The organism is Schleiferilactobacillus perolens DSM 12744, from assembly GCF_001435585.1.
Taxonomy (GTDB): domain Bacteria; phylum Bacillota; class Bacilli; order Lactobacillales; family Lactobacillaceae; genus Schleiferilactobacillus; species Schleiferilactobacillus perolens.
Genome location: NZ_AZEC01000005.1, coordinates 220420 through 242885, shown reverse-complemented (window position 1 = coordinate 242885; position 22466 = coordinate 220420). Strand labels below are relative to the sequence as shown.

30 protein-coding genes are annotated in these 22466 nt (G+C 50.5%); 3 read left to right on the top strand and 27 right to left on the bottom strand.

Annotated features, from left to right (window positions below; genetic code table 11):
* Positions 1-34: 34 nt before the first annotated feature.
* From FD09_RS07900 to FD09_RS07890, 3 genes are all read left to right on the top strand, one after another.
* Positions 35-265 (top strand): hypothetical protein, encoded by a 231-nt coding sequence (locus tag FD09_RS07900; protein ID WP_057820089.1) that lies wholly within the window; start codon positions 35-37, stop codon positions 263-265.
* Between the two features lie 255 nt (positions 266-520).
* Positions 521-1567, top strand: coding sequence for an acyltransferase family protein (locus FD09_RS07895; RefSeq protein ID WP_057820087.1), 1047 nt, complete (start codon positions 521-523; stop codon positions 1565-1567).
* Positions 1568-1595: 28 nt separating this feature from the next.
* Entirely contained in the window at positions 1596-2450 is an 855-nt protein-coding gene (locus tag FD09_RS07890; protein WP_057820085.1) for an alpha/beta fold hydrolase, read from the top strand.
* Between the two features lie 133 nt (positions 2451-2583).
* Here the strand turns inward: FD09_RS07890 and FD09_RS07885 are convergent, their stop codons facing one another.
* The 27 genes from FD09_RS07885 to FD09_RS07765 all read right to left on the bottom strand — a co-directional run bounded on the left by FD09_RS07885 (position 2584) and on the right by FD09_RS07765 (position 22464).
* Positions 2584-2919, bottom strand: a complete 336-nt coding sequence (locus FD09_RS07885) for a hypothetical protein (protein ID WP_162261491.1) — start codon at positions 2917-2919, stop codon at positions 2584-2586.
* Positions 2920-3055: 136 nt separating this feature from the next.
* Positions 3056-3235 carry a bacteriocin gene (locus FD09_RS07880; protein WP_057820081.1) on the bottom strand — a complete coding sequence of 60 codons (180 nt, stop codon included), beginning with the start codon at positions 3233-3235 and terminating at the stop codon, positions 3056-3058.
* Positions 3236-3886: 651 nt separating this feature from the next.
* Positions 3887-4867 carry an N-acetylmuramoyl-L-alanine amidase gene (locus FD09_RS16695; RefSeq protein ID WP_235812237.1) on the bottom strand — a complete coding sequence of 327 codons (981 nt, stop codon included), beginning with the start codon at positions 4865-4867 and terminating at the stop codon, positions 3887-3889.
* Positions 4854-5144, bottom strand: a complete 291-nt coding sequence (locus FD09_RS07870; protein WP_057820079.1) for a hypothetical protein — start codon at positions 5142-5144, stop codon at positions 4854-4856. Before FD09_RS07870 ends, FD09_RS16695 begins: the two co-directional genes overlap by 14 nt.
* Positions 5144-5392 carry a hypothetical protein gene (locus FD09_RS07865; protein ID WP_057820078.1) on the bottom strand — a complete coding sequence of 83 codons (249 nt, stop codon included), beginning with the start codon at positions 5390-5392 and terminating at the stop codon, positions 5144-5146. The genes FD09_RS07870 and FD09_RS07865 overlap by 1 nt, the downstream gene beginning before the upstream one ends.
* A complete protein-coding gene (locus FD09_RS07860) occupies positions 5376-5765 on the bottom strand; it encodes a hypothetical protein (protein WP_057820076.1) in 390 nt (129 codons plus the stop codon). Before FD09_RS07860 ends, FD09_RS07865 begins: the two co-directional genes overlap by 17 nt.
* A gap of 59 nt (positions 5766-5824) precedes the next feature.
* Positions 5825-5983, bottom strand: a complete 159-nt coding sequence (locus FD09_RS16550; protein ID WP_164480542.1) for a CD1375 family protein — start codon at positions 5981-5983, stop codon at positions 5825-5827.
* 3 nt (positions 5984-5986) lie between these two features.
* On the bottom strand, positions 5987-6124 hold the full coding sequence (locus FD09_RS16545; RefSeq protein WP_164480541.1) for a CD1375 family protein: 138 nt from the start codon (positions 6122-6124) through the stop codon (positions 5987-5989).
* Positions 6121-6519 (bottom strand): hypothetical protein, encoded by a 399-nt coding sequence (locus tag FD09_RS07855; RefSeq protein WP_057820074.1) that lies wholly within the window; start codon positions 6517-6519, stop codon positions 6121-6123. Before FD09_RS07855 ends, FD09_RS16545 begins: the two co-directional genes overlap by 4 nt.
* 12 nt (positions 6520-6531) lie before the next feature.
* Positions 6532-7038: a hypothetical protein gene (locus FD09_RS07850; RefSeq protein ID WP_057820072.1), complete on the bottom strand. Its 507-nt coding sequence runs from the start codon at positions 7036-7038 to the stop codon at positions 6532-6534.
* Positions 7035-8510, bottom strand: a complete 1476-nt coding sequence (locus FD09_RS16910; protein ID WP_057820070.1) for a BppU family phage baseplate upper protein — start codon at positions 8508-8510, stop codon at positions 7035-7037. Before FD09_RS16910 ends, FD09_RS07850 begins: the two co-directional genes overlap by 4 nt.
* Positions 8482-8781, bottom strand: a complete 300-nt coding sequence (locus tag FD09_RS07840) for a hypothetical protein (RefSeq protein ID WP_057820068.1) — start codon at positions 8779-8781, stop codon at positions 8482-8484. Before FD09_RS07840 ends, FD09_RS16910 begins: the two co-directional genes overlap by 29 nt.
* Positions 8756-8977, bottom strand: coding sequence for a hypothetical protein (locus tag FD09_RS07835; protein WP_057820066.1), 222 nt, complete (start codon positions 8975-8977; stop codon positions 8756-8758). Before FD09_RS07835 ends, FD09_RS07840 begins: the two co-directional genes overlap by 26 nt.
* 13 nt (positions 8978-8990) lie before the next feature.
* Positions 8991-10724, bottom strand: coding sequence for a phage tail spike protein (locus FD09_RS07830; RefSeq protein WP_057820064.1), 1734 nt, complete (start codon positions 10722-10724; stop codon positions 8991-8993).
* Positions 10721-11467 carry a hypothetical protein gene (locus FD09_RS07825; RefSeq protein ID WP_057820062.1) on the bottom strand — a complete coding sequence of 249 codons (747 nt, stop codon included), beginning with the start codon at positions 11465-11467 and terminating at the stop codon, positions 10721-10723. The genes FD09_RS07830 and FD09_RS07825 overlap by 4 nt, the downstream gene beginning before the upstream one ends.
* Complete coding sequence (locus FD09_RS07820; protein ID WP_057820044.1) at positions 11464-16008, bottom strand: phage tail tape measure protein; 4545 nt, start codon at positions 16006-16008, stop codon at positions 11464-11466. The genes FD09_RS07825 and FD09_RS07820 overlap by 4 nt, the downstream gene beginning before the upstream one ends.
* A gap of 157 nt (positions 16009-16165) precedes the next feature.
* A complete protein-coding gene (gpG, locus tag FD09_RS15915; protein WP_235812235.1) occupies positions 16166-16594 on the bottom strand; it encodes a phage tail assembly chaperone G in 429 nt (142 codons plus the stop codon).
* A gap of 65 nt (positions 16595-16659) precedes the next feature.
* Entirely contained in the window at positions 16660-16878 is a 219-nt protein-coding gene (locus FD09_RS07810) for an Ig-like domain-containing protein (RefSeq protein WP_235812234.1), read from the bottom strand.
* A 32-nt stretch (positions 16879-16910) separates the two neighbouring features.
* Entirely contained in the window at positions 16911-17501 is a 591-nt protein-coding gene (locus FD09_RS07805) for a major tail protein (protein ID WP_057820040.1), read from the bottom strand.
* A 23-nt stretch (positions 17502-17524) separates the two neighbouring features.
* The gene (locus tag FD09_RS16260; protein ID WP_157053719.1) at positions 17525-17890 is read right to left on the bottom strand and encodes a phage tail protein; all 366 of its coding nucleotides are present in this window, start codon (positions 17888-17890) and stop codon (positions 17525-17527) included.
* Between the two features lie 62 nt (positions 17891-17952).
* A complete protein-coding gene (locus tag FD09_RS07795) occupies positions 17953-18339 on the bottom strand; it encodes an HK97-gp10 family putative phage morphogenesis protein (protein ID WP_057820038.1) in 387 nt (128 codons plus the stop codon).
* Complete coding sequence (locus tag FD09_RS07790) at positions 18317-18676, bottom strand: phage head completion protein (protein ID WP_057820036.1); 360 nt, start codon at positions 18674-18676, stop codon at positions 18317-18319. The genes FD09_RS07795 and FD09_RS07790 overlap by 23 nt, the downstream gene beginning before the upstream one ends.
* Positions 18630-19010 (bottom strand): head-tail connector protein, encoded by a 381-nt coding sequence (locus FD09_RS07785; RefSeq protein ID WP_057820034.1) that lies wholly within the window; start codon positions 19008-19010, stop codon positions 18630-18632. The genes FD09_RS07790 and FD09_RS07785 overlap by 47 nt, the downstream gene beginning before the upstream one ends.
* Positions 19011-19178: 168 nt before the next feature.
* A complete protein-coding gene (locus FD09_RS07780) occupies positions 19179-20381 on the bottom strand; it encodes a phage major capsid protein (RefSeq protein WP_057820032.1) in 1203 nt (400 codons plus the stop codon).
* Between the two features lie 24 nt (positions 20382-20405).
* Positions 20406-21041 carry an HK97 family phage prohead protease gene (locus FD09_RS07775; protein ID WP_420806847.1) on the bottom strand — a complete coding sequence of 212 codons (636 nt, stop codon included), beginning with the start codon at positions 21039-21041 and terminating at the stop codon, positions 20406-20408.
* Positions 20986-22254: a phage portal protein gene (locus tag FD09_RS07770; protein ID WP_057820030.1), complete on the bottom strand. Its 1269-nt coding sequence runs from the start codon at positions 22252-22254 to the stop codon at positions 20986-20988. The genes FD09_RS07775 and FD09_RS07770 overlap by 56 nt, the downstream gene beginning before the upstream one ends.
* A gap of 6 nt (positions 22255-22260) precedes the next feature.
* Entirely contained in the window at positions 22261-22464 is a 204-nt protein-coding gene (locus tag FD09_RS07765) for a hypothetical protein (protein WP_057820028.1), read from the bottom strand.
* Positions 22465-22466 lie beyond the last annotated feature (2 nt).

The following is a 22466-nucleotide window of genomic DNA, read 5'->3' as shown; positions in this document are numbered from 1 at the left end:
AATTGTGTTATAATGTCATCATCGGGGTGATATTATGTATACAGTAGTGATTTCGACGGATAAGGGCGAGCATCGGGTCAAGGATGTCACCCAGGTCGTTGTAACGACCACCACAGTCACAGAAAAGAAGCCGGTACCTGATTTTCAAAGCGTTGAACACGCTAAGCGTTTTATCTTCTTCGAAGATACGTCGTTATTGTACGGTATCGATGCCCACAAAGTAAACGACATTCAATATTTTAAGCAGGAAGCTGCCGCTGAATAAAATCGTGCATCATGACGCGCTGAACGCCTTCGGGCTTCAGCGCGTTTTTCTATCTTCCCGTCTTTGACGGGTTTTTTTGTCTTCTTTTTGCAGGAATCCTTTAATCCCCCTTTTCACCCATGCCGCGCCCGGCCGCTTATTCAATTTGAGTGGTCTAGCCTTGGATTCGTACAATAGAGTTAGGGAAAATGGCACAATCAAACAATATTTTGGTCACATTTTTACGATAATGTACATATTGGAGTTGATAAATGGATGGAAGTTAACGAACAAATTACTCATCAACAAACACCGGTCGGCTCTGTCCGACCCTCTAAAAAACGGATTGCGTGGGTCGATATTGCGAAGGCCATCGGTATTTTAGCCGTCGTGGCTGGTCACGCCTATCCCCATAAAGATGCCCTTTATGAAGTGATCTACTGGTGGCATATGCCGCTATTTTATTTCATCGGCGGATTCTTTATTAAACCATTGGGTCACTCCTGGACGGCCACCAGAAAATTCTTAAAACGCAAAATTTGGCCGCTATATCGGGACTACTTAATTGCGGGCAGTGCGATTATCTTCATCAACTATTTTACTGAACACCGGTCACTGGACTATTCTATCAATTACTTTGGTCGTCTGCTCTATGGCGGCACTGTGCTGAATGGTTATACCAGTGCCTTCTGGTTTGTCACCGTCTACATCATTGCTCATATGGCGGTGGTCGCTTTGATTACATACATCCAACCCCAGTGGCTGCAATGGTTAACGGTGATTGGTCTCTTCGCTCTGGGAACAGGTTATGACAATGCCAAGCAATTGTTTGGTTTTCCACTACCGGGTAACGCCGACGTAGCCTTGATGGCAATGTTTTACATGTATGCGGGATATCGCCTTTTTCCACTTCTTAAACGTGTTATTTCTTCGCGGATTCTATTCGGTGCTTCCGTTCTTGGTGCCTTTGGCTTTGCTTGGGCTCAGTACGCCGATAAAATTGATCAAGTGCTTTACATGAAGTCGCACAACGTGACCAACGGAATCTTTGCGGCCACTGTGCCGATTCTATTTGTGTTAGTGGTGATCGGGATTGCCAATCGGCTGGCCAAAACTAACTTTGCATATCAGCTGCAATGGCTCGGTAAGCAGTCAATGATCATTATGTTCAGCCACAAGGCCATCTTTTACATCCTGGAGAAATTGTCCATCACCAACTGGGGCATTCTCGCAATGTTTGGGGTGCTGATCCCGATCATAGGCGTATTGTTGTATCATTCCACGCGCTCCATGGTAAAATCCATCGTAGAAACACCAGTGTGATTATTAACTGGTTGGAGGCGACTGTGACGTGCGAAAGAATAAATGGCTTTGGTTGGTGATCGGCATCGTCCTGGTGCTGATTGGCGGAATTTGGTTCACCACCACCCGCGTGACAAATACTCCCCAGGCCAATCCGAAAAACGTCGGTGATTACCACACCCCGACTTTATTCGTCCATGGTTTCGGCGGCGGGTACGGCTCTGAGAAGGATATGATCGACGATTTGAGCAAACATGCCGGTTTTCGCCAAGTATTGCGCTTTGACGTTGATAACAATGATCATGCCCAAGTGAGCGGTAATTGGCCAGTCAATGTTCGCTATCCGTTGATTGCGATCGTGTTCAAAAGCGGTCGACCAGATTCTACTGCTTTGGTGAAAATCTTAGAAAATCTAAAAAAAGAATATGGCATCAAGAATTTTAACGCGGTCGGCCATTCAGCCGGTTCAATGGCGTGGGCAAACTGGGCAGTGACCGATGCCGCGAACACCAAAGAACCCACATTGCGCAAATTGATTACCATCGCTGGTCCGTTTAACGGCTTCCCCGGAATGGACAAGGCGGCCGCGCAAGCCACCCTTGATAAGGACGGCAAGCCAAGTTATATTTCTTCCCGCTACGAACCATTATTGGAGAACCGTCAACATTTTCCCACGACTGCGGCCGTTCTTAATTTATACGGCGATATGGGCGATGGCTCAGACAGTCGAGTACCGGTGGTTTCGGCCCGAGCATTGCGATACATTGTGGAGCCCCGGGCAAAAAGCTATACGGAACGCGTGATCAAAAACAATCTGTCTCAGCACAGTAAACTGCATGAGCATAATCCCTTGGTCAATCGATATCTTTATGAGTTTCTCACCGTCGGAAAGATCACCAATTAATTAGACAAAGAAAAAAACGCCGTTTGGCGTTTTTTCTTTGTCCTACTTTTTCTTGTCTCGGGTAACCCACCAGGCTACAATCGGTCCGGCCACGAGTACCGCCACAGCGGCAATGAGGATTGCGATGGCAAGATTACGCATTGCCTTCATGCCTCATCGTATTGTCCTGCTGATGGGAGGCAAACCGGGGACTATTATGCATCACCAAACGGATACTGATGATCAAGAAGATGAGGCCGATCCAGAACAGATTCGGTAAAATAAACAGTAAGATATAACCAACAATGCCGCATAAATTACCGACCAGGACGCCCGGATAGCGCAGTGAAATTAAGTACGACCAAACGTGCAATAGGCCGCCGACCACTCCGATGAAATAGGTCTTGCTGGCCAACGTCCAATATGTAGCGACGAAAATCTGCCAGTTAAAAAAACCAATATTCACCACAAAAATTAGAACTGATTCCACGCAAAACGCGCAGAGAAAAACAAGTCCATATAAAGCTGGTGCCTTACGCCATGAAAATCGCATACCACTCACTCCCAAAAACTAGTATAACTGATTGCCCCGGGGCGATGCACCCAAAAATACCAAATAAAAACGGTTACGCTTGCGATTTTTCGCCAGTGATTTGCGCAAGCTCCGTGTCACTCATTTGTTCCATCTTACCAGACGCCATCCGGGCCACCCAGATGTGACTGTCCTCTGACGATTGTTCGATGGTTTCAATTAAAGCCGGATTGATCCAGGTTGGTTCAAGAACGTACTTTTGTAATAAAACCATGGGTATGATCCCCTTTCTATCTTCATTATACCGGTTATTAGGGACAACCGGGGCTTCTTGGGAAAAAGCTTTCAAGCCGTGCCAAAGCTGCGCAATCTCCGGCTGAATGGCGCTGGAACGTAGTGACGGTACTGAGCGCCATTCAGCATACGATTACTCCGCATTAGCACTATCACCATCATGATTCTTCTGTTTTACCCGCTTAATGAAGCTATCGACGACTATTAAAAAATCCCATCACATCAGCAACACGCTAACGAGATGGGATTAAAATATAAGGAGAGTACAGGCCAATGTCCACCCAGTCGTACCAAGGCTTTTCTGGCCCTTGTGCACAATGTGTGCACTGACATTTTGTGCACATGCATGTGCTAATCTTAGGCCGAAAATTTCCCACTTAAAAAACTTGAATGGACGATAAAACAAAAAACCTGCTAACAGCGCTTATCACATTAGCAGGCGCGGTGCTCAACCTCTTAGCTTCCCTGAACCGGAACAACAAGCTTAAGAAGCATAAGAAATAGATGAGTTGGAAAAACTTATTGAAGAACGACAAAACCAAGCCTGAGATGCAGCTCACCAGTTGGTGGGCTATTTTTGTGCAAAAAAATAGACCCCAGGGCAAATCGCCCCAGGGTCTGTTGCTACCTATTAAATCACCTGCACGTCTTTGGTGCTCACCCAGCCGCCGATGTTGATGTGGCCGTCTTTGTACTCGCCCACCAACCATTGGCTGCCCTTGGGTAAAGGCTTGCTGCCCAGCCCCACATGCGACTGCGGTGTGGGTGTCGGGTATAGATCACGCGTCAGCACCACCGTGGCGCCAGTCCAATTGTCGGCGTAAATCCGGGCCACAATGTCGGAAGCCGCCAGCCACTGGTTAGTGGCAATCTGGTAGTAGTTGCCCTCGACCCGTGTCACTAGCCAGCCGCTCGCCTGCTGTTTGTAATCCTTGGTCTTGTTGCCGGTCCCCGGCTTGCTGTACACCACCGCACCGCCGGGCTTGGTCACCCAGAGGATGCCAATTGAGCCATCTAAAGGACGACTGCCATTAAATGCGTTGAAATCTACTTGCTTAGCACCTCCTGTGTTGTCTACGGGTTTGTTGCTTGCGCCGATCCCATTAGCCAGGTCAGCCGCAAACTGGGCCTTGCTGATGCCAATGCGGGACAGATACCCGTATGGATCCTGATGATCACCCCACAAGTTGTCTGATACCCACTTGTGGGACTTGATGCCATTGTCCGGTCCGTCCAGCACCAGCGGGATACCGTACTTAGCCGCATAATCCCGAATTGAGTTGACGTAGTTAACGTAAGCAGAGCGCGCCAGCGCCGGGTCCGCGTAGTGGGCCAGCTCAATCTGATATGGGCTGCGCTCATTGGCGGGTGAGCCTGCACCATAGGCGACGTAACCCGGACTGCCCACGATGTACACCCGATCATGTCCGGCAATGGCCTGCGTGTAAGCAACTGTCCAGTTGTTACGCATGTAGGCCGCCTCGTTTTGGGCGCTATCGGGGCCTTGGTTGTTATCGTTGCCGGTATCGTGGGCAATAATATACTGGTTACTGGCTACCCGGCTGTCACCCTGATTATCGGCCAGCTGGTAGGAGTAGTCATACTTGACCATTGGCACCGTCTCCCTTATCGGTTGGCTTGACCAGATTGTACACACCTACCGCAGACAGGCCGGACAGCACACCAGAGAGCGCATACTGACCGATTAAATCCGTGTGACCAAAGGCCAGCGCCCAGATGATTGACAGCACGATGGCCGTGCCAATTGCTAAGACCGGCAAGAGCTTGCCCTCGGCGGGCGTGTAACGCTTATAAATCTCGGTAAAGCCGGTGGTCATGGGGGCGATGACTACGGCCACCGCCAAGAGTTGAATCAGTTCGTTTTGCATTAATTATCCTTCTTTCCATTCAATTCCTTGCGTAATTCATCGACCAACTTTTCGGAGCTTAGCCACTTTTGATAGATGGCGTCCCGTTCCGCCCGCAGAGACTCGATGAGTTTGTCGCGGCTGTCGATGTCGTCGTTGTGTTCTTCACGATGATTCTTTTTGTTAAACTCCAAGTACGCCAACAGCCCCAACAGTACAGGGCTTAACACATTTAAGAGCGGCGCCAATTGCTTAATGATCTCCTCCATCGGCATCGCTCCCCCTTGCCAGCAAGATAATAAATGCAGTCACCGCAGCATTGCTCATCCACGGCATGATGTCTGTCCCTAGCGCTACCCAGTGGAGCAGCTGATAGGTCGCCAGTGCGCCCATGGTCATGGTGGAGATAACCAGGATGGCCCGATTCCACCGTACGTGATTCGCGCCAAGTATTACCCAAATGAGATAGGCCAGACCAACCAGGACAAACCAAAAGCCCACCGAATCATCATTGACGAGACTTAAAAAGGCCCCAGGGGGCCAGCGGAAATAACTGTCGTGATTAATCAAAAATACGCCGGTCCCGATATGCAGCAAGCCCAGCACCACATGTGATGGGTTGTTTTTAATCCGTTGCCACATCACCTCACCTCCTCAATGGCAAAACCAGCCGATACAAAAACTGACAAGCGCGATCAGGATTAGACCTGCGGCTTGCCAGCGTCGGCGTTTTTTGCTGTGTTAAGAATCGCCTCCACCTGTGGGCGGATCACTTCAGGTACTTCGTCGATGGTGCGGCCGCCATCCAGAACATTAGCGGCATAGAGCGCAGCGAGCGCGGGAAATTTAAAATTTAACATTGGTTATTCCTCCTTGTTTTTTGGTTCGGTGTCAATCAGTGTTTGGACATCCGTGCGCAAGATTTCGGGCACAGAGTCAATCGTGCGGTCGCCATTAATGACGGCCTGGGCATAGAGTCGTTTCAGCGCTTCAAACTTCATTTCGCACCTCCTGTGGTGTCTTTACTCAGCACCAGGTCAGACAGCTCCAGTAGTGCTTGCTGAGCACTGAGGGCCTGCGTGGTCGCATCGTCCGCTTTGGCCCCAGCGGTCACCGCCTTGCCATCCGCAGCCACTGCTTTGCCGTCGGTGGTGTTGAGCTTGGTGATTAAGTTGGTGATTTGAGATTGGATTGGATCCACTTGCGTGTCCACCCATTGGAGCTGGTCCCAGTCATATTTGACCACCTTACCTTTGAGTTCGGCCGGGATGGGTACTGCCGTGTAAGGCCAGTCGAGCTTTAAACCCTCCGGGAAAAATGTAACGGCGTAGAAAGTGCCGTCTGTCTGCTGCGCATCAAAGGTCCGAAAGACCTGGATGTACTTTGTTTCTGCCATATTTCTTACCTCCTAATATTCTTCGACACGCGTGATTGCTGGCATCGAAAAGAAATTTGTAGCAAATGTGATCAATGTCTTTGAGCTGACAGCAATCCTGAAAGATTCCTTGGTATGATAATTATTCGCCAAAGTAGAATCTAGCCAAACACGTCCTTGATCAAGTTGTGTCGCAAAATATTTTCTTGGAACCGAAATAGACCACGTAAATTGATCAAGTTGAATACCATCAATTGATGGAGAACTGTCGTTCGGTGCAAGCCATAGTTGTTTAACAGTCACAGTGTGATCTGTAATACTGATGGTGAGTTTCAAACCGTTAGCTGATTCGTGCATATAACGGAAAAAGGTTAGAGTTCCCCCTGTTCCGTTCCCCCCCATTGGAATTATCCACGAGCCAGCCCAAACAGGATCGTCTAATTGCCAGATCGCCCGCCCCTGATTGTCGTATAGCTTGCTGTACTCACCTTTGGCGCCATACAGTTTGGCAACGCTCGTCCAATCCATAAACTCGGTCATGACTTAACCACCCCCAGAGCAATGTATTGTGCCTTCTGCTCTGCGGTCAGCGCGTCGTACTCAGCCTGCGTGCCTGACCAGATGAGCGTGCTCTTAAACTCGGTTAATGCTGAGTTGATTGCGGCCGTAACTTGGTCTGCCGTGTAGTATTTGCGGCCGTCCAGGTCCGTTTGGGTGACAAAACCAGACAAGTCGGGGGTGGTGCCGTCTTTACCATCAGTACCGTCCTTGCCAGCTGGACCAGCTGGACCAGTTGCACCCTTGATGTTAATTATTGCATCGCCAAAAGATGCTGTGCCTCCACCAGTTAATGCATCACCTGTGCTAGTGGATTGGGTGATTTGATAAACATTTCCGGCCTTGTCAATTACGGCGTCACCAACTTGGGGAACATGATCTGTTTTTGTTTCTGGTGATAAATCTGACCAGTAAAAATTTATTTGGTTGGGACCACGGTCAAAATTGTACAGCCATACATTCAAACCATTTTTGCCGGCAGGCCCTTGCAATTCACCAACATCGGTCCAAGCGTCGTTTTCCCAGATATACAGGTGGCCAGCTACTAGATAGGTATCGCCGGCTGTGTTGCCAGTGGCCGGCAGCTTATCGACAGAATCAGCTGAACCCTTGAGCTGAATACCATCACCGGTATCACCTTTGTCGCCCTTTGGACCAACAGGACCTTGAATGCCTTGTGGACCTGTGTCACCTTTTTCGCCTTGTGGTCCAACCGGCCCCACTGGTCCAGTGGCACCTGTTTGGCCTTTATATTTAGGATTGTTGGGGATGTCCGCAGCAAGTGCATTAGCTGCTTGAGCGGCTGCGTTGGCTGCCTGAGTAGCTGCGTCAGCGTTGCCCGCAGCGGTATTTGCTTTAGCCAAGGCGTCCGCCAGTGCCGCCTGCTTGTCGGCGAGGGCCTTGGTCAGGTCCGCCAGGGTCCTGGTGGTCCAGTCGTTGACCGATTGGGTCAGCTCAGCGATCTTGGCATCAATGATCCCTTGGCCGGAGCTGGCGAGTTGGTCCAGAGTATCCCGAGAGGCCAGGGCCGCAGTCAATGCCTCCGTCAGCTGCTTATAGATTTTGTCCCAGGCTTGGACGTAACTGTTGGACTTGGTATCGTCCGCAAAGACCGGAGCTACCGTCAGGACAAACTTTTGCGTGGAGGCAATGAGCTTGTCTCCATCAGTCACGTAAAAGAACCCCGTCAACAGTCCCGGCGCTTGGGCAGCCTCATCGGGATAGGGATAGGCAAACTGCCCATCCGCATAAGTCGCCGCACCCTTAATGTCGATATATTGGTGATCGGGTTTGAGCATTTTGAGGCCTACGTTGACCGGGTCCACATCCTTGTCGGTCAGCACTTTACCGCCGCTGGACAGCTCAAAGGGCTGGATATAGCCTTTGTCCCCTTGCGTCATCGCCAGTGGTTTGTCTGCATAACTGTTAGATTTCGCCAGGTCCAATCGGAGCATCGGTAATTTTGGTGACTGCATCTTTAAAATCATCTCCCTCTACTGGGGTGTGTCGCGTCAGGGGCAAATCAGCATCGTCAGTCACCTTGATCACACCATTTTTACTAATGGTCATCGCCGTGATCCGAGGCGCTGTTTTGAGACTGCCGCTGGTAATCGTTCCAGCCTTAATTCGGTCTGTACGCTTAAAATAGCCAAGCCCGTTATCATTCATCAGAAAGTAACTGCCATCTGGGTTGTTTTGCTTAATTACGTTTGGTTCCTTTGTCATCTTTCTCAACCTCCTCCTTCGGCAGAATATCGGGATGCTTTTCGGCCAACATGCGGATAAAACCCTCTAACCGCTCGATCTTGGCGGCCTGTACCGCAATCGTTTGGGCACGCTGCCCCACGTCTTGGCCCATGTGCGCCAGAGCCTGATCGCCTGACACTTGACCGATGCTGCTTAAAAACTTATCCATGTCCATTTATAATCCTCCATTAAGTCCAGGCCGGACCACCTAAAATATAGTCCTTGCCACCGCCGTTGGCGATGAGCCGCTCACCTACGATGTGGATCCACCAGCTGCCGATACGCAAGCCGTTTGAGTCCCAAAATCCCCAGGTGGTGCCGGATAAATTAGCTAGCACAAATTTGGGTGCTTGGATAAAATTATTCGTGGTCACGCCAATACCAGACACGTGGGTCTCGTTACCGGATGTGTCCACGGTCCGAAAGTCACCGTTGACGATATTCGCAGCGGTGATCGTGCCGCCAATGATGTTAGGCGACTCAATTTTTGTGCTTGCCGCAATTACACTGGCGACCACGTTGCCGCGGTTGTCGATGGCGACCTTTGCACCGTTGGCATCAAAATATCCCAGTCCATCATCGTTGAGCAAAAAATATCCACCAGAGTTAGAGTTAATCCGCATACTGGTGGGATTTTCGCGGTTAGGCAAAAACTGGATAATCCCTTGACCACCAGACTTGATGTAATTGGTCACGTCGCGGTTGAGGTCGCGGACATCCGTCTTAATCTCATCAACTGACTCCCATTTTTTATCCCACTCATTTGTCACGTCCTCAATCTTATCGTCGGTGTCCTTGCTAATCTGGTCGTCAGCATCCTTACGGTCATCGGTTTCCTGATCCACCGCGTCAGAAGTCTCTTTAATCCGCGACTCCAAATTGTGGAACAGCGAGGATTCTTGAGTGCCAGCCTTGACCGTCGTATTAATCTCATTGACAAAGCTGTAGTCCGTCTCATAAATCGGGACAGTGGCGTCAATGCCGTACAGCTCATCATGCACCGTCGCTTGGTCGGCAAAGGTGATCGCCTGCATACGCTTGGAGCGATACTCTACCGTGTCAACTTGCAGATCATACGCGGGAATGTCTACACCCGGATTTTCGGAAAAATACCGACTGGCGAGTGCCGTCATATCAATGGTGCTATCCGCTCGGCTGGAGTAGTCCACATTCAGCGAGTAAATTTCGCCATACTCATTGATATGTGACGACTTGACCGGTGGCCCGTAGACCGGCGGCGGATTCTTATCGGTGTCGGTGCTTTTTGGCGTGTAGTAAGGCACAATTTGCGTGAGCAGCCCCTCAATAGAGCGGTTAAGCGTCAGGCCCTGGACATTCTTGCCCCGACGGAGAGAGACACTTTTGCCGGTACTCTTGGTCAAGATGATCGACATGCCCCGACGAATCACGGTCCCACCGGTAATCTTAGCCAGCGAATTGCTGGCGCCGAGAATTAGCTCGTTGGGATTAATGTTGTTGTACACCACGGCGCTCCCTGTAATGAGGGTAGTGATATCCGACGAAAAGGTAAATGGAGATGGCCGGTCTAGATGGCTGTTGATGCTTGCCATAATGGCGGCGGGACTGTTGCCGTCAACCGTGATTGAGGAGACCAGGTTGTAATTGTTGGCCATCATCGTGTAGTGCACACCCTCGACTGTCTTGATACCCGTCAAGGTATCCAGTGACGGCTTTTGGATAATGTACGGCTCGTCAGGGCTGGCGGCGTCCGCCTGTACTCGCAAAATCATGCCCGGTTGAATCTGGTCAAACAGCGGATCAGATGCTGCAACTTGTAAAGTCACCTCATCAGTACCATTGCGGACACGCTTAACTGAGTCACTGCCCCGAATGATTTGCGAGATAACCTGTCCACGTTGGGCAAAAGACTTCGTGCCTGCTGGATATAATTGTGGTCTCATAACAATCGCCACCTCGGTTCCACTATGACTTTACTCACATTACCGACCCACGAAATAGGCGTGTGCTGATAGGCCGCCAGCACCGGAAATTCGCTCAGGGTCGCCCGCTCAGCACACAAAGTCTGTGTGCCATCAGCAGCGGTCGTATAGATATCCTGCTGAAACTCATCGGAGTCGACGGACACATTGCCAGTGACCCCAGTCAGCTTGATGGCTTGGTCACCCCAGTTGAGAGTGATATCGCCCTGGCCGTACACAGTGATTAGCGGTTTGGCCATGGACAAAAATGGGTTGTCTACCTTACCCGCTGCGTCAAGCTCAATGATCTTGTCCCGCTCAAAATACTTATAAGCATCAGCCTCCGCCTTAATTGTCCACACCCGTGTTTGTGACATTCGGGCGGGTCGATCCTGCTCCGCTACGTCTGCCGACACAATGTAATACGTGTACGCTGGCTCAGCGTAATACCGAAATGGCACTGGCCCCGGCTGATTAAAAGCATTGAACAGCCAACCCTCGCGCATCAGGCGATCCTCTTCCGACTCAGAAACTAGCGCGATACTCAGCTCAAACTCGCGGGGTTCCCACGAATCCTCGTCGATGTATGCACTCCGAGAGGCCCCTGCAATGTCAAAACTGAGCCGTTTGCGTTTGGGCTTAGGTATCTTGGGGAGAGTCGTCAGCACTGCGTGCAGGTCCCCGATACCGCTTAAACCGTTGATAAAAAAGTCGCCCGCTCTCAATATACTTGACCCCCTCCATTGGCTAGATTGGTATTGCCTTGTTGATGCTTAATCTTCCGGATGACGGCATCCGCAATCTTCTGGGCGTTGCTTGGATCGACATCTGCTGGCACCGTGAGATTAATTGAGTAATTGTTGTTGATTGTTGGTGTGGTCGTCGTCACCGTCGTCGTGGAGCTGGACGATGGCGCAAACCGCATGTTATTAATCTCCTCCACTGTCTGCGGATACCCCTCCGTGCCACTAGCGTACTGCTTGATGTTAAACATCTTGGCAGTTTGAGCAGCGGGAATCACTGAGGCGTGGCGCGGTAATGGCAGCATGACATTTCGGCCCTGCGGAATCATGACACGACCCCGAGGAGACACAATGGCCTCCCGAAACGTCGAGCCGCGTTGATCGTTGACCATCGCCAGAGTATTCTGACGCAGGTCAGTCACCCCGCCCTCAAACCCTAAGATTTGAGCGACTTTAGACCCAATATCGGCCACCACTTTAAGTGTCTTGGTGATGACGCTGGGACCGGAGTTAAAATCACTCACCGCTCGTTTGGCCGAGGCTGCTGGTCCGCTAGCATTGTCGCTTGCTTTTAGATTCTTGTTCTTGGGATTGTTGCTTGCATACTTATTCAGATTTGATTTGGCAGCGTTGGTCTTGCTCATTACGCTGCTGTTATTCGCAGGAAATGTCTTATTGTTAGGGTTGGTTGTACGATACTTTCCACTGATCAAATCAGCGGCTGCATTAGTTTGGTTTAGTATTGTGGAATTGTCACTTGGAAAGGCTTTTTTGTCAGGGTTGGTCTGAGCATAGGGTCCCCGCATCAGTGTCATGGTCTGATTCATCGCACCCATGATGGGATCGTTATTACCGTCAAATTCCTTTCCCGGTACAGGCGCTGGAATATAAGTGCCATTTAACATGTTCATCGTGTTGTACATGGCATTCATGACCGGACTCTCATCACCATGAAAAACCTTGGTGTCGGGTTCAGCTGGGTTATACTCCCCATTCATCTGGTCGATAGCCGCATTCATGGCAGACCGCACCGGGTTTGAATCACCTTCCAACACTTTCGGTTCCGGATTCTTAGCGGTATTGTAAAAGTCGATATCAATACCAGCATCAATAAGCTTTTGTTTAGCATCTGAATCGTTGATCAACAATTGCTTAGTGATGTCATCCAACTGACCAAATAGGCCATACTTAATGACCATATCCGCTAGAGCTGGCGCACCTTGGGCATTTACAACTGCTGTTTTTTCTTCCAGCGACATATTTTGCCACTGGTCGGTTTTTTGCAGGAGCGTAACAAGCGGCACGGTGGCCTTATCCTTGACAATCGCCTGCTTCTCTTCAAGAGTCATTTCGTTCCACTGGCTAGTTTCCACCAGCGCGTCCACGATTGCTGTGTAGTCACCCTTAATGACCGCTTGCTGTTCCTTTAAACTCAGGCTGTCCCAGGACATAAAGTTATCCATGACTTCGGCTAACTCTTTATGCCCGGTGGACTTGATGACAGCAGTTTTTTCTTCCGGTGACAGGGAGTTCCACTGGTCTGTAGCAACCAGTGCCTCCGCGATGGACTGTTTGGCGTTGGTGCTAATCTTGGCGTGCTTTAAATCAAAATACAGTCCCGCCCAACCTTCTTTGGTCTTGGCTGTATTCGCCAACACCTCCGGCAGATTTGTCACAACATTACCGGTTTTTGGATCAAGTACCAAGTTGTTCCATGCCTCACCGGCTTTTCTAGCGGTAGTGCTGACCCTGCCCGCGGTGTCCGCCACCCATTCGGCCATATGTTTCTTTGACCGGTCAGCCGCGGAATCGAACTGTGCAAAGGCCGCACTGATTTCCTTTTCCGAAAACCCATCATGGAGCATATCCTTCATGATTTGGGCAGTTTCTTGTCCCATGGACTTTCGAGCTTGAATTTCTGTCAGAGCTAACCCGGCCATTTTACTGTTATGGGTTTGCTCTAGAGCTTCCAGGGCGTCGTTTCGTGTTTTAGCCGCAATTGAACTGTCACTGGAAATTGTCTTTTGTTTTTTACGATAAGCGCTAATTTCTTTTTGAGCCGAGTCATTAACGGTGAATAATAGCTTGTTGGCTTCTTCCCGAGATAGGTTTACCCGCTCTCCGGTCATACCTTTAAGGACGGCAAGTTCTTGTTTTTTAGATAGCCCAAGGGTTTTAACCGACTCCTGAGCCATCTTGTAGTTGATGTTGCTGATCATTTGCCGCTGGTCATTCGTGAGGGCTACATTTTTATCTCGTGCCTCTTTAGTAATGGTCTCGACTTGCTTAGCATAGCCTTGCATTACTTTGATTCGGGCGGTGTTTTCCTTTTTGTCTTTTTCAGCTTGATCGCTGATAATCTTGCCAGCTGCGCCGCCTACATCCTTTGCCACTTTCTGCGCGTGCTCATAGGCTTCGTCAGCAGATTTTTTTGTGTCACGGACCATCTGGTCAAAGGCTTGGGTGATTAACTTGGCATTCTCTTGTCCAGACTTTGTTTCGTCATCAAGCGCTCGACTGACCGTCGTCTGATGGGACTGCATCTTCGTCGCGGAACGATCAGCAGCCTCGCCAATATCCGTGCCCCAACGTTGTGCACGTTGACCTGACTCATAGGCTTTCTTGCCCCATAATTCCCAGACAGTAATGCCTGCAATCACAGCGGCCCCAGCAATTGCTAAACCTGGTGCGATTGGACTAATGGCGGCTAGCAACCCCTTACTACTGAGGGCTGCACCGCCTAATGTTGTTTCTAATCCTGTGGCGGCATCTCCTGTCGCCGCTATTGCTGGAGCGGTTTTCAAAGCCTCAAACGCCGTCTTGGAAAAACCAGACTTAAGGACATCAAAACCAGTGGCACCTAACTTGGCTGCCGTCGATGCCCGGCCAATACCCCCGGCGACGGCCATAAAAGCACCGGAGCCTTTGGACACGACGTTGAATACTGATCCAAGTGTACGACTCACGGGGCCAATAACCATTGCGAGTCCTGCCCACTTGATAATGTTTTGCTGAGTCGCAGAATCCAGTTTGCCGAACGCCTGAACCATCTCGGTAGCATTTTTGACGACAGGCATCAATGCAGGTAAGACCTGTTGCCCGACCGTGATACTCAATACTTGGAGACTCGACTTAAATTTATTAAAGTTGGCCTGAGCCGTGTTGCCCATGGCTTCAGAGACTTTCTTCGTGGCACCAGTCGCCTTTTCGGTCTCGGCAGTCAACGTCCGTAAGGCAGGTGCACCTTGGTTCATCAGCGCCAACATCGCTCGGCCGCCACGCTCGCCAAACGCGGCGTTGATGGCGGCAATCTTTTGCACGTCAGACATCTTGCTGGTGGACTTTGTGACCTGCTCGATCACTTCCGGCAAGCCAATTTGGCCCGCCTTAAAGGCCTTGACGTTTACGCCTAATTTAGCCATTGGCTTATCCGCATCGGAGGATGCAGCCGCCAGCTTTTGCAGCATGGCGTTAAAGGCAGTCCCGGCCATGGAGCCTTGCAGACCTGCATTGGATAGCAGACCGATAGAGGCCACCGTCATGTCCAGAGACACACCTGCCGCGTGGGCGGATTGCCCAGTGTACTGCATGGCCTCACCCATGTCACCAAAGCCAGACTTAGTGGCATTAGCCGCATAGGTCATGGCGTCGGTCACTTTGGTGGTGTCCTTAGCGCTCACGTTAAATTGGGTCATGGTGGACGTGACTACATCCATCGTGGTGTTAAAGTCATCACCAGACGCTCGAGAGGCATCCAAGATAGCGGGCATCATTGCCATGGACTGTTGAGCCGAATAGCCGGCCCGGACTAGATCAGCCAACCCTTGGTTGATTTGGGTGGTGGAAATGCCGTACTCGACAGCCCACCGTTTGGAGGCCGCAGACATCTGGTCCAGCTCTGCCCGGTATTTGCCAGTGACGGCGGCACCATTGGTCAATAATGGCCCGATGGAGTCAATTTCGCTGTTGAAACTCATCGCGGACTTTGCCGCTGCTGTAAATCCCAGCGCCAGCGGTGCGGTCACTCGGGCGGTCATCTGAGTGCCAAAAGTACTTAAGGCGCCGCCTATTTTACCGGTAACGGACGAAAACTTACCCGCTGCCTCAGATGCTTTGGTCCAACCGCTGGATTGCAACGTCATCTCTTTGTTGAGCTGACCCATCTCCGCTTGGAGCTTAGAAATTTGTGCTTGAGTCCGGTTGTAAGCTGAGGCAGCATTAGCCGTCCGGGTATTGAACTGTTCCTGAGCCTCTGCGGATTCAGCAGATTTTTTGGAGAGGGTGTCATAAGTCGCACCTTGCTGTTTGAGCTTGGCTTGTAGCTGGTTCATTTGCTGGCCCATCGTTTGATAATGAGTCCGCAAAGAGTCGATCCCGCGCTCACTGCCCTTAAGTGCTGCGTCCTGAGCTCGCAAAGCGCTCGCAGTGGTCTTGATAGACGCGTTTAGGACTCGTGCGGACGCCTGGAATGGGTTGATATCCAAGGTAACTGTCCCGGCGATTCTGCCTAACTTCCCGACCATTATTTACCTCCTTTCCCCAAAAATAGCCACGGGAAGGCCTTGTCGATTGTTGTTTCAACGACGGGCTCTTCTTCTCGGGGCTGACCTTTGCTGTCTTGACGCGGCATGACTTTAAGTATTTCGGAGTACCGCCGCATTGCTTGGATCGGCATGTTGTCTATCTCAGCGAGCTTGTAACCGTCTTGGAGACGGGCGGCATAGAAGCGTTTGATGTTTTTAAGCGCCGCTTCGTAGTCTTCGCCGGTGATTTTTTTGGGTTTTTACCGTCATCCTTCGCGTCAGTGCTGGTGTTGTACTGCATGGTGTCGGCAATCGCGGCATTGATGGCGTCAACGGCGGCGGAAGTGGCACCGTTGATAATATCGTCCAACGTAAATTGACCGTGCCAAAAATCGACCGCGAACTGGGCCAACAATTTTTCATTGACATCAAAATCATTTTCCGAGGGGCCCTCTGGCTTGCCCCACATTTGGAGGCGTTGTTGCTGGAGTTTCAGGCCATTAGTAATGTCGGCCAAATGGGGTTCATCATTCCGGACAAATTTTGCTGGTTTGTTATTAATATCAAGCGTTATTTCGTGTACCATAATTTCCTCCAATCAGCCGCCCGGTTATCCGCATTGTTTATTTCGATGGCGACTAAAGTCCTTTATTAAGCGGGTTCGGTAATGGTGATTTTGCTGGTGGCGATTTTGCCGCCATCTGCGGTGGTGACCGTAATGGTCGCCTCACCAGCTTTAACAGCAGTCACCAAGCCCTTGCCGTCCACAGTAGCCAGCGTGTTGTCGCTGGACTTAAAGGTGATGGATTTATTGGTCGCGTCTTCGGGAGCAACAACGGCAGCCAGTTGTGTGGTCTTACCAACGGCCACACTTGCTGTTGCCGGAGTTAAAGTCACTCCCGTTACGCTTTTGGGACATCTTCACTGATGACCGCTTCTTCCTCGGTCTTCGGAAATACCCACTTCTTGAATTGAGCCAGGCTAAACTCTGGGTCAGATTCACGGCCGACCAATACCAAGTTGCCGGTATCCGCATCACCACGTGGTGCACCCGTACCCTCAATTTCATCAGCATTAGGATCGGGAGCACCATCTACCGTCTTGGTGTCCACACCGGGGATGGTGTACTTAGCCTTTAACAGGGCGAAGTAGATACCCTTACCCTCTTCGTCCTTCGTCCGAAACATCAAAGCAATGTCGTTGGGCTTTAAATTTTTGGAGTAAACTTGCACACCCTTGATGGTGGGCACACCGTAAAAGTCCTTTTGTGCATCAGGACCCACGTCCCAGGTATTGACCGTCAGCTTAGCCTCGGAAATGCCGCCAGACAGCACCACATACGGACCATCATCAGCAGTCAACTGCTTAAGTTCAGCAGTCATTTCCAATTTTGCCGTGGTCAAACCAGGGAGTTTCTTAGTGCCATCGGGGACTAAGTCACCCGTTACAACACCGTACTCACCTTGGCTCACACCAAATTTAACTTTTGTCATTTGTAAACCTCCATTAAAAAGGGCTACCCGATGGGCAGTCCTTGATATTGATATTGTGTAATCACCATACGGAGCTGAGGTGTATCGCCGTCGATCATCGAGTATCGGTAGTATCGCTCCCAGCCCGCCTTGTGCATTTTGTCGTAAAGATAGTCCTCTATCTCATCACAATCCGCAGTTTTTGTCTTATCCACCCAGTAGTCCAGCTGGACTTTGGGATATTTGACCACCCGCTGGTCATCGGCATAGATCGCATCATCGCCAGGAATCGGTGTCACGCGGATCCAGGGAGACAGATCAATAATTGTCTGGCTGGTTTGGTTCGTGAAGTCAGGTGTACTGGAGTACACCGGAATATCACGTGGCTTGTGACCCCGAACGCGCGTCATTAAAGCCATCAGGTCTGTATCAGCAGACAAGAGTTTCACAACTGTTGTTTCAGGGGACAAGTCTATTCACCAACTTTCAGATTTTTAAGAAATGCCTCCAGCACTGGTGTGGTGGCCTCTTCTTGGGCGGCCTCCATAAAGTGCTGCGGGTCTTGCTTGGTTGTGCCCCAGTTAGGGAAACGGATATAATTCGCCGATTTTGGACCGTAACCGACGTCAACAGACAAATCACCAGTGGTCTGACTCACGCTGGAGTGCGTCACGTCATCAGCTGCATGGACGTTGTCCGCGTTAGGCCCGGCCACGTATTCTGGGGTCTTGGCTTTGAGCACTTTTTCGTAGGCTTCCGCACCATCAACAAGCGCTTTTTTGGCTCGTTTTTGCACGCCAAAATTAAGCTCCTCAATGGCGGCGATCATTTCGTCGTCACCCGTTATCTTTAGACCCATTAGTCACACTCCTTGCTTTAGCCGTGATGGTCGTGATATCCCGCCGTTGATAATCAGGATCAACCCCGGTAATCTCATACTCCTGGCCACGCCAAAGGACCCGCCAAGTTGGCTGAATTTCCTCAGCGGTTAAAAACCGGACTAGAAAAACTGGACTGTCTCGGCGGGTGCCAAGTTTAGTCTGCGGGTCCACCACTTCGCGGATAGGCACCTTAGGCACTTCCGCCCAGAGCGTCAGATGCGTCGTCATCACGTCGTCGACAGGCACACCATCGGGCGTGCGGCCGGGGTCATAACTGATGAGTTGGATGCGTTCCGTCATCCGATTGGTCCGCATCAAGATCACCACCAATCTCCGTACGTAACTGATTAATAATGTTTGTCGCTGACGTTTGGAGCGGGAAGCGCATGACTTCTGCGCCCATGCCCCGGTAGTCATAATCCTCTTTGACCTGCTTCATCAGAGCCGTGAAGAACCGGTCCCGTGATACAGGTTTATTAAGATAATCCTCCGGAGTACTGCCGAATTGAACGGCCTTGGCCAACTCATCCGCAGCATCATGGACAAGCATCATAATCATGTCGTCCTCAATGTCTTGGTCCACTTTGAGATACATTTTGAGCACGGCAAATTGCTCTAGGGTTAATGGACTGGTATTAAGCTCAGCCATTAGCAATCACCTACTCTGCTGGGACTAATGCAAGCAAATCCGCCTTAGTGGTTTTACCCGCGAAGTCAATCTTGTGGGCGGTCAGCCACGCTTTAATTTGGTCGACTGTCTGTGCCTCTGTTGGCTTCACACTGCCTGCCGGGTCAAAACCCCCGTCATCACCGGGGGTTACGCTTTTGGGGTGTAGGTCAAGAAATAGCCTGCCTTTTCATCGGCCTTGGCTACACCAAATCGCATACCGGCTTGTAAAAACTGACCGTAAATTTGGTCGTCGACCCAACGCACCATAAAGTCTGCACGGTTAGCAAATAACACTGCGCGCTTGACATCGCCTAAGAAGGCATGGGCCTCGCCAGCAGCACCAAGAGTTTTGTCGGAAACCACAGCGATGGGCATGCCCAGAACAGACTTGCCAGACGGAGTTAGGATGGAATCCTGTAACAAGTACCGACCATTACCATCCTTGACCGTGTCCAACCATTGATAGAAGCTTTGGGACGCAATAATGGCCCGGTTATAGGCTGGGTCCAGGTCCACATTGTTGATATGCTTCAAATCATCAATCGTGCTGACCGTCTTGGTAGCAAAGGTTACCAAAGCCGCCGCAATAGCACTGTTGGTCGTGTTGACCTTGATTTGTTGCGCATTAGTTTGGATCAGGCCAACCAAGTCAATCTGAGAATCATCGATGGATTCTTGGGAGATGGGCAGGGCCTGACGGTAGGTCGCAACTTCCCAAGGCACCTGCTTGAATTCAGGCTTGGCCATCGCCGGGTTCTTTTCCAGCTCAGCCACGGTGGCCATCTTGGTAGTGGCGTTGGCTACTGTAGGATAGTTACCCTTTTGGGTTGACGCTTGGAACACTTGGGCAAAGGGCTTTAAATCCACAACCGTCTGCAATTCACGTTGCGGCACATAGCTAATGGTTTCTGGGATTGTCGGCTTTACGTCGGGAGACTTAACACCAGCATTCGCTACATCGCTGGCGTCAGTTGGATCCGCCCGTAAGACAGCAAATGTGCCTTGGTCTGTCTTTTCAAACTGGATGCCTTCGCTTTCTCGGCCACGAGAGTGCAAATAACGATTCATTGCTTCTCGGTAGTCATGCTTTTCTGGTTTCTGCGCGGGTGTGTTGGTTGGTTCTTCGGTACCCTTGATGGCCGCCTCATACAAGTCCCGCTTTTCCTCCAGGTCCTTAATTTCTTGTTCAGCAGCAGCCACGGCGTCGCGCTTTTCCTTAGCCGCCTTAAATTCTTCGTCAGAGTCGGCCTTTTCGATTAAAGACCGAGCTTCCTTGGTTAATGCAGGCAGCGCGTTGCGCTTTTCTTCAAGCGCCTTCTTCGCAGCTGCCAGTTTTTCGGCAATGTTCATTTGATAACCTCCATTTTTTGAGTACTAAAAAAGCCCCCGATTGAGGGCCTCGCGTTTGAGTTCTTTGACCAGCTTGTCACGCTCGACTTGCCATTCTGGCGGGGCGTCGAGAGCTTTAATATCCTCCAGCGACCGAGCGCCAATAGTGACCTCAGTATCGGGGTACGCTGGCGTGGTTACGGGGGAGACATCATATAGGTGATCAATACTGCGGATAATCCGATGGTATTTCACACCGCGTTCATTGGACTTTTCCCATTTTTGAGCGTCCTTGTCAGGCGCAATCGTAAAAGCAAAAGAGCTTTGAGAGATGATCCCAGCGCGGATGTTTTCGACCAAATCGCGACCGAGTTGCGTATTGGGTGGCGTCAGAGAGTATTTGAGGCCCGTCTCGTCGACGGTCAGCTCCAAATTGACACCCGTCCGGCCCAGGACCTGGCTTTGGTCGTGATTAAAGAGGGCCACGACATTACGCATGTCCGTCTTGTCCAACGCATGAGGGTCGATAGACTCGCGGAAATTAAGTCCGCCGCCCATCACCTCCGATGCCCGATTAAATTTAAGGGCATACCCCTCAATGACTGCCGGGTGATCATCATCACCCTCACGCACCGTGACCGGCGTCGCGGTCATTCGAATTTCCTTGCTTGGCAGTGCCATTAGCATCACCTCCCTTCAATGCGCCTGAATTACTGGCTTGATAAGCCTCTTTGACATCTAAAAAGACCGTATTCAGAGTTGATTGAATACGGTCCATATTCTTGTCTTTGAGCGGCTTCTTACCTATATCCGTGCGTCCCTCGTTGCCGGTGAGCAAACCCGCATTAAGAGCAGCCGTCGCATCCTGTACAGGCAACCCTGTCACGCTACGGGTGTCAAAACTGACTTGATACTGATGCCGTTGCGAGTCGTTGAGATATTTGAGCTGGTACTCGCTGGTGATCCCCTCAAAGTAAAAGGGTAAATCATTTTTGATGTAATCATCAGAAAGCTGTTTGACCGACTGGTTGGGGCTGTTTTGCGCTAACCGATAGGCGGGCACCCGCAAGGCCTTAGCAATTTGCGCCGTCGAGTAGTTGTTGCTGTTGATTAGATTAAGCACATTGGTATCGACCTCCAGCGGTTGATAATCCATCGTGGAGTCAATCACAATTGGCGCTCCAGCGGATGCCCCTTCTTGCGCTTTTTCAAAGTCTTCGCGCATTTTCTTACGTGCATCAGCACTCAGCTTGCTGTTCTTAGCCGTCAGGATTGAACCCTTAAGCCCATTCTGGAAAAACTTTTGCAAAGTGCTAACCCCAGACTCTTGCAAGCCGATCTCGTCCCCCAATGAGAGCAGCGGTGAGCGGCCCATCAGCGTGTCGTAGGAAAAGAATTTCCAATGCACCACATCATCAAACGAACACACCTTTTGGTAGCTGGAATTGTACGGCGTGAACCGGTAAATTGGATTGTCTGGGTCGTTGGTATCCACTTGGGTCTGACTGGGCGCGTAAAACTCCAACATCGAGGGTTCCCCAGTAATGGGGTCCCGAATGATTCGAGAATAAGCGTTGCCAGTCAAAATAGCGTTGACCATCATGCTGAATTTCCATTGATAAGCCGACAATCGCTGATTGACCTTGGTATTCATCAGATAATCCAGCTGGGGCAATTCCACAATAGCATCGTTCGACCGGTCTTTGATGACCAGCGGAAAACGACTTACATCACCCGCCACAATGGACACCGCTGTTAACACATCGGAATTGCGCAATGCAGAAATACCTAAATAGCCACCCCGAAACGACGGCAGAATGCCATTATCCAGCAGTGTATTGGCCCAATTTGGGTCAATATCGGTGGCGTAATCCAGCCCACGAAATAGCTTCATTTGTCATCACCCCCTCCCTGCTGGATCGGGGAGCCACAGAATGACTGCTAAAAGCACCATCAACCCGCCAGAAACAAACAATCCGACTGTTCTGCCCAGGCTAAAAGCACCCGCGCCAAGTACAAAAAAGCCGGAAATTGCAAGAATTCCGACCAAGTTATGCCCTAATAAAGCAAAAAACGCCAATATTTGCGTTTGTAGCGATTTCATTC

Bases quoted from the DNA above. Each gene is read 5' to 3' on its own strand.
- FD09_RS07785 (WP_057820034.1), bottom strand. From the start codon at position 19,010: ATGGCTGAGCTTAATACCAGTCCATTAACCCTAGAGCAATTTGCCGTG.
- FD09_RS07855 (WP_057820074.1), bottom strand. From the start codon at position 6,519: ATGGCAGAAACAAAGTACATCCAGGTCTTTCGGACCTTTGATGCGCAG.
- FD09_RS07880 (WP_057820081.1), bottom strand. From the start codon at position 3,235: ATGGTTTTATTACAAAAGTACGTTCTTGAACCAACCTGGATCAATCCG.
- FD09_RS07865 (WP_057820078.1), bottom strand. From the start codon at position 5,392: ATGGAGGAGATCATTAAGCAATTGGCGCCGCTCTTAAATGTGTTAAGC.
- FD09_RS16695 (WP_235812237.1), bottom strand. From the start codon at position 4,867: ATGGTCAAGTATGACTACTCCTACCAGCTGGCCGATAATCAGGGTGAC.
- FD09_RS16545 (WP_164480541.1), bottom strand. From the start codon at position 6,124: ATGAAGTTTGAAGCGCTGAAACGACTCTATGCCCAGGCCGTCATTAAT.
- FD09_RS07805 (WP_057820040.1), bottom strand. From the start codon at position 17,501: ATGACAAAAGTTAAATTTGGTGTGAGCCAAGGTGAGTACGGTGTTGTA.
- FD09_RS07765 (WP_057820028.1), bottom strand. From the start codon at position 22,464: ATGAAATCGCTACAAACGCAAATATTGGCGTTTTTTGCTTTATTAGGG.
- FD09_RS07840 (WP_057820068.1), bottom strand. From the start codon at position 8,781: ATGACAAAGGAACCAAACGTAATTAAGCAAAACAACCCAGATGGCAGT.
- FD09_RS07835 (WP_057820066.1), bottom strand. From the start codon at position 8,977: ATGGACATGGATAAGTTTTTAAGCAGCATCGGTCAAGTGTCAGGCGAT.
- FD09_RS16910 (WP_057820070.1), bottom strand. From the start codon at position 8,510: ATGCTCCGATTGGACCTGGCGAAATCTAACAGTTATGCAGACAAACCA.
- FD09_RS07900 (WP_057820089.1), top strand. From the start codon at position 35: ATGTATACAGTAGTGATTTCGACGGATAAGGGCGAGCATCGGGTCAAG.
- FD09_RS07850 (WP_057820072.1), bottom strand. From the start codon at position 7,038: ATGACCGAGTTTATGGATTGGACGAGCGTTGCCAAACTGTATGGCGCC.
- FD09_RS16550 (WP_164480542.1), bottom strand. From the start codon at position 5,983: ATGTTAAATTTTAAATTTCCCGCGCTCGCTGCGCTCTATGCCGCTAAT.
- FD09_RS07895 (WP_057820087.1), top strand. From the start codon at position 521: ATGGAAGTTAACGAACAAATTACTCATCAACAAACACCGGTCGGCTCT.
- FD09_RS07790 (WP_057820036.1), bottom strand. From the start codon at position 18,676: ATGCGGACCAATCGGATGACGGAACGCATCCAACTCATCAGTTATGAC.
- gpG (WP_235812235.1), bottom strand. From the start codon at position 16,594: ATGGTACACGAAATAACGCTTGATATTAATAACAAACCAGCAAAATTT.
- FD09_RS07830 (WP_057820064.1), bottom strand. From the start codon at position 10,724: ATGAGACCACAATTATATCCAGCAGGCACGAAGTCTTTTGCCCAACGT.
- FD09_RS07870 (WP_057820079.1), bottom strand. From the start codon at position 5,144: ATGCAAAACGAACTGATTCAACTCTTGGCGGTGGCCGTAGTCATCGCC.
- FD09_RS07770 (WP_057820030.1), bottom strand. From the start codon at position 22,254: ATGAAGCTATTTCGTGGGCTGGATTACGCCACCGATATTGACCCAAAT.
- FD09_RS07780 (WP_057820032.1), bottom strand. From the start codon at position 20,381: ATGAACATTGCCGAAAAACTGGCAGCTGCGAAGAAGGCGCTTGAAGAA.
- FD09_RS07860 (WP_057820076.1), bottom strand. From the start codon at position 5,765: ATGTGGCAACGGATTAAAAACAACCCATCACATGTGGTGCTGGGCTTG.
- FD09_RS07775 (WP_420806847.1), bottom strand. From the start codon at position 21,041: ATGGCACTGCCAAGCAAGGAAATTCGAATGACCGCGACGCCGGTCACG.
- FD09_RS07795 (WP_057820038.1), bottom strand. From the start codon at position 18,339: ATGGGTCTAAAGATAACGGGTGACGACGAAATGATCGCCGCCATTGAG.
- FD09_RS07820 (WP_057820044.1), bottom strand. From the start codon at position 16,008: ATGGTCGGGAAGTTAGGCAGAATCGCCGGGACAGTTACCTTGGATATC.
- FD09_RS16260 (WP_157053719.1), bottom strand. From the start codon at position 17,890: ATGACGCGCGTTCGGGGTCACAAGCCACGTGATATTCCGGTGTACTCC.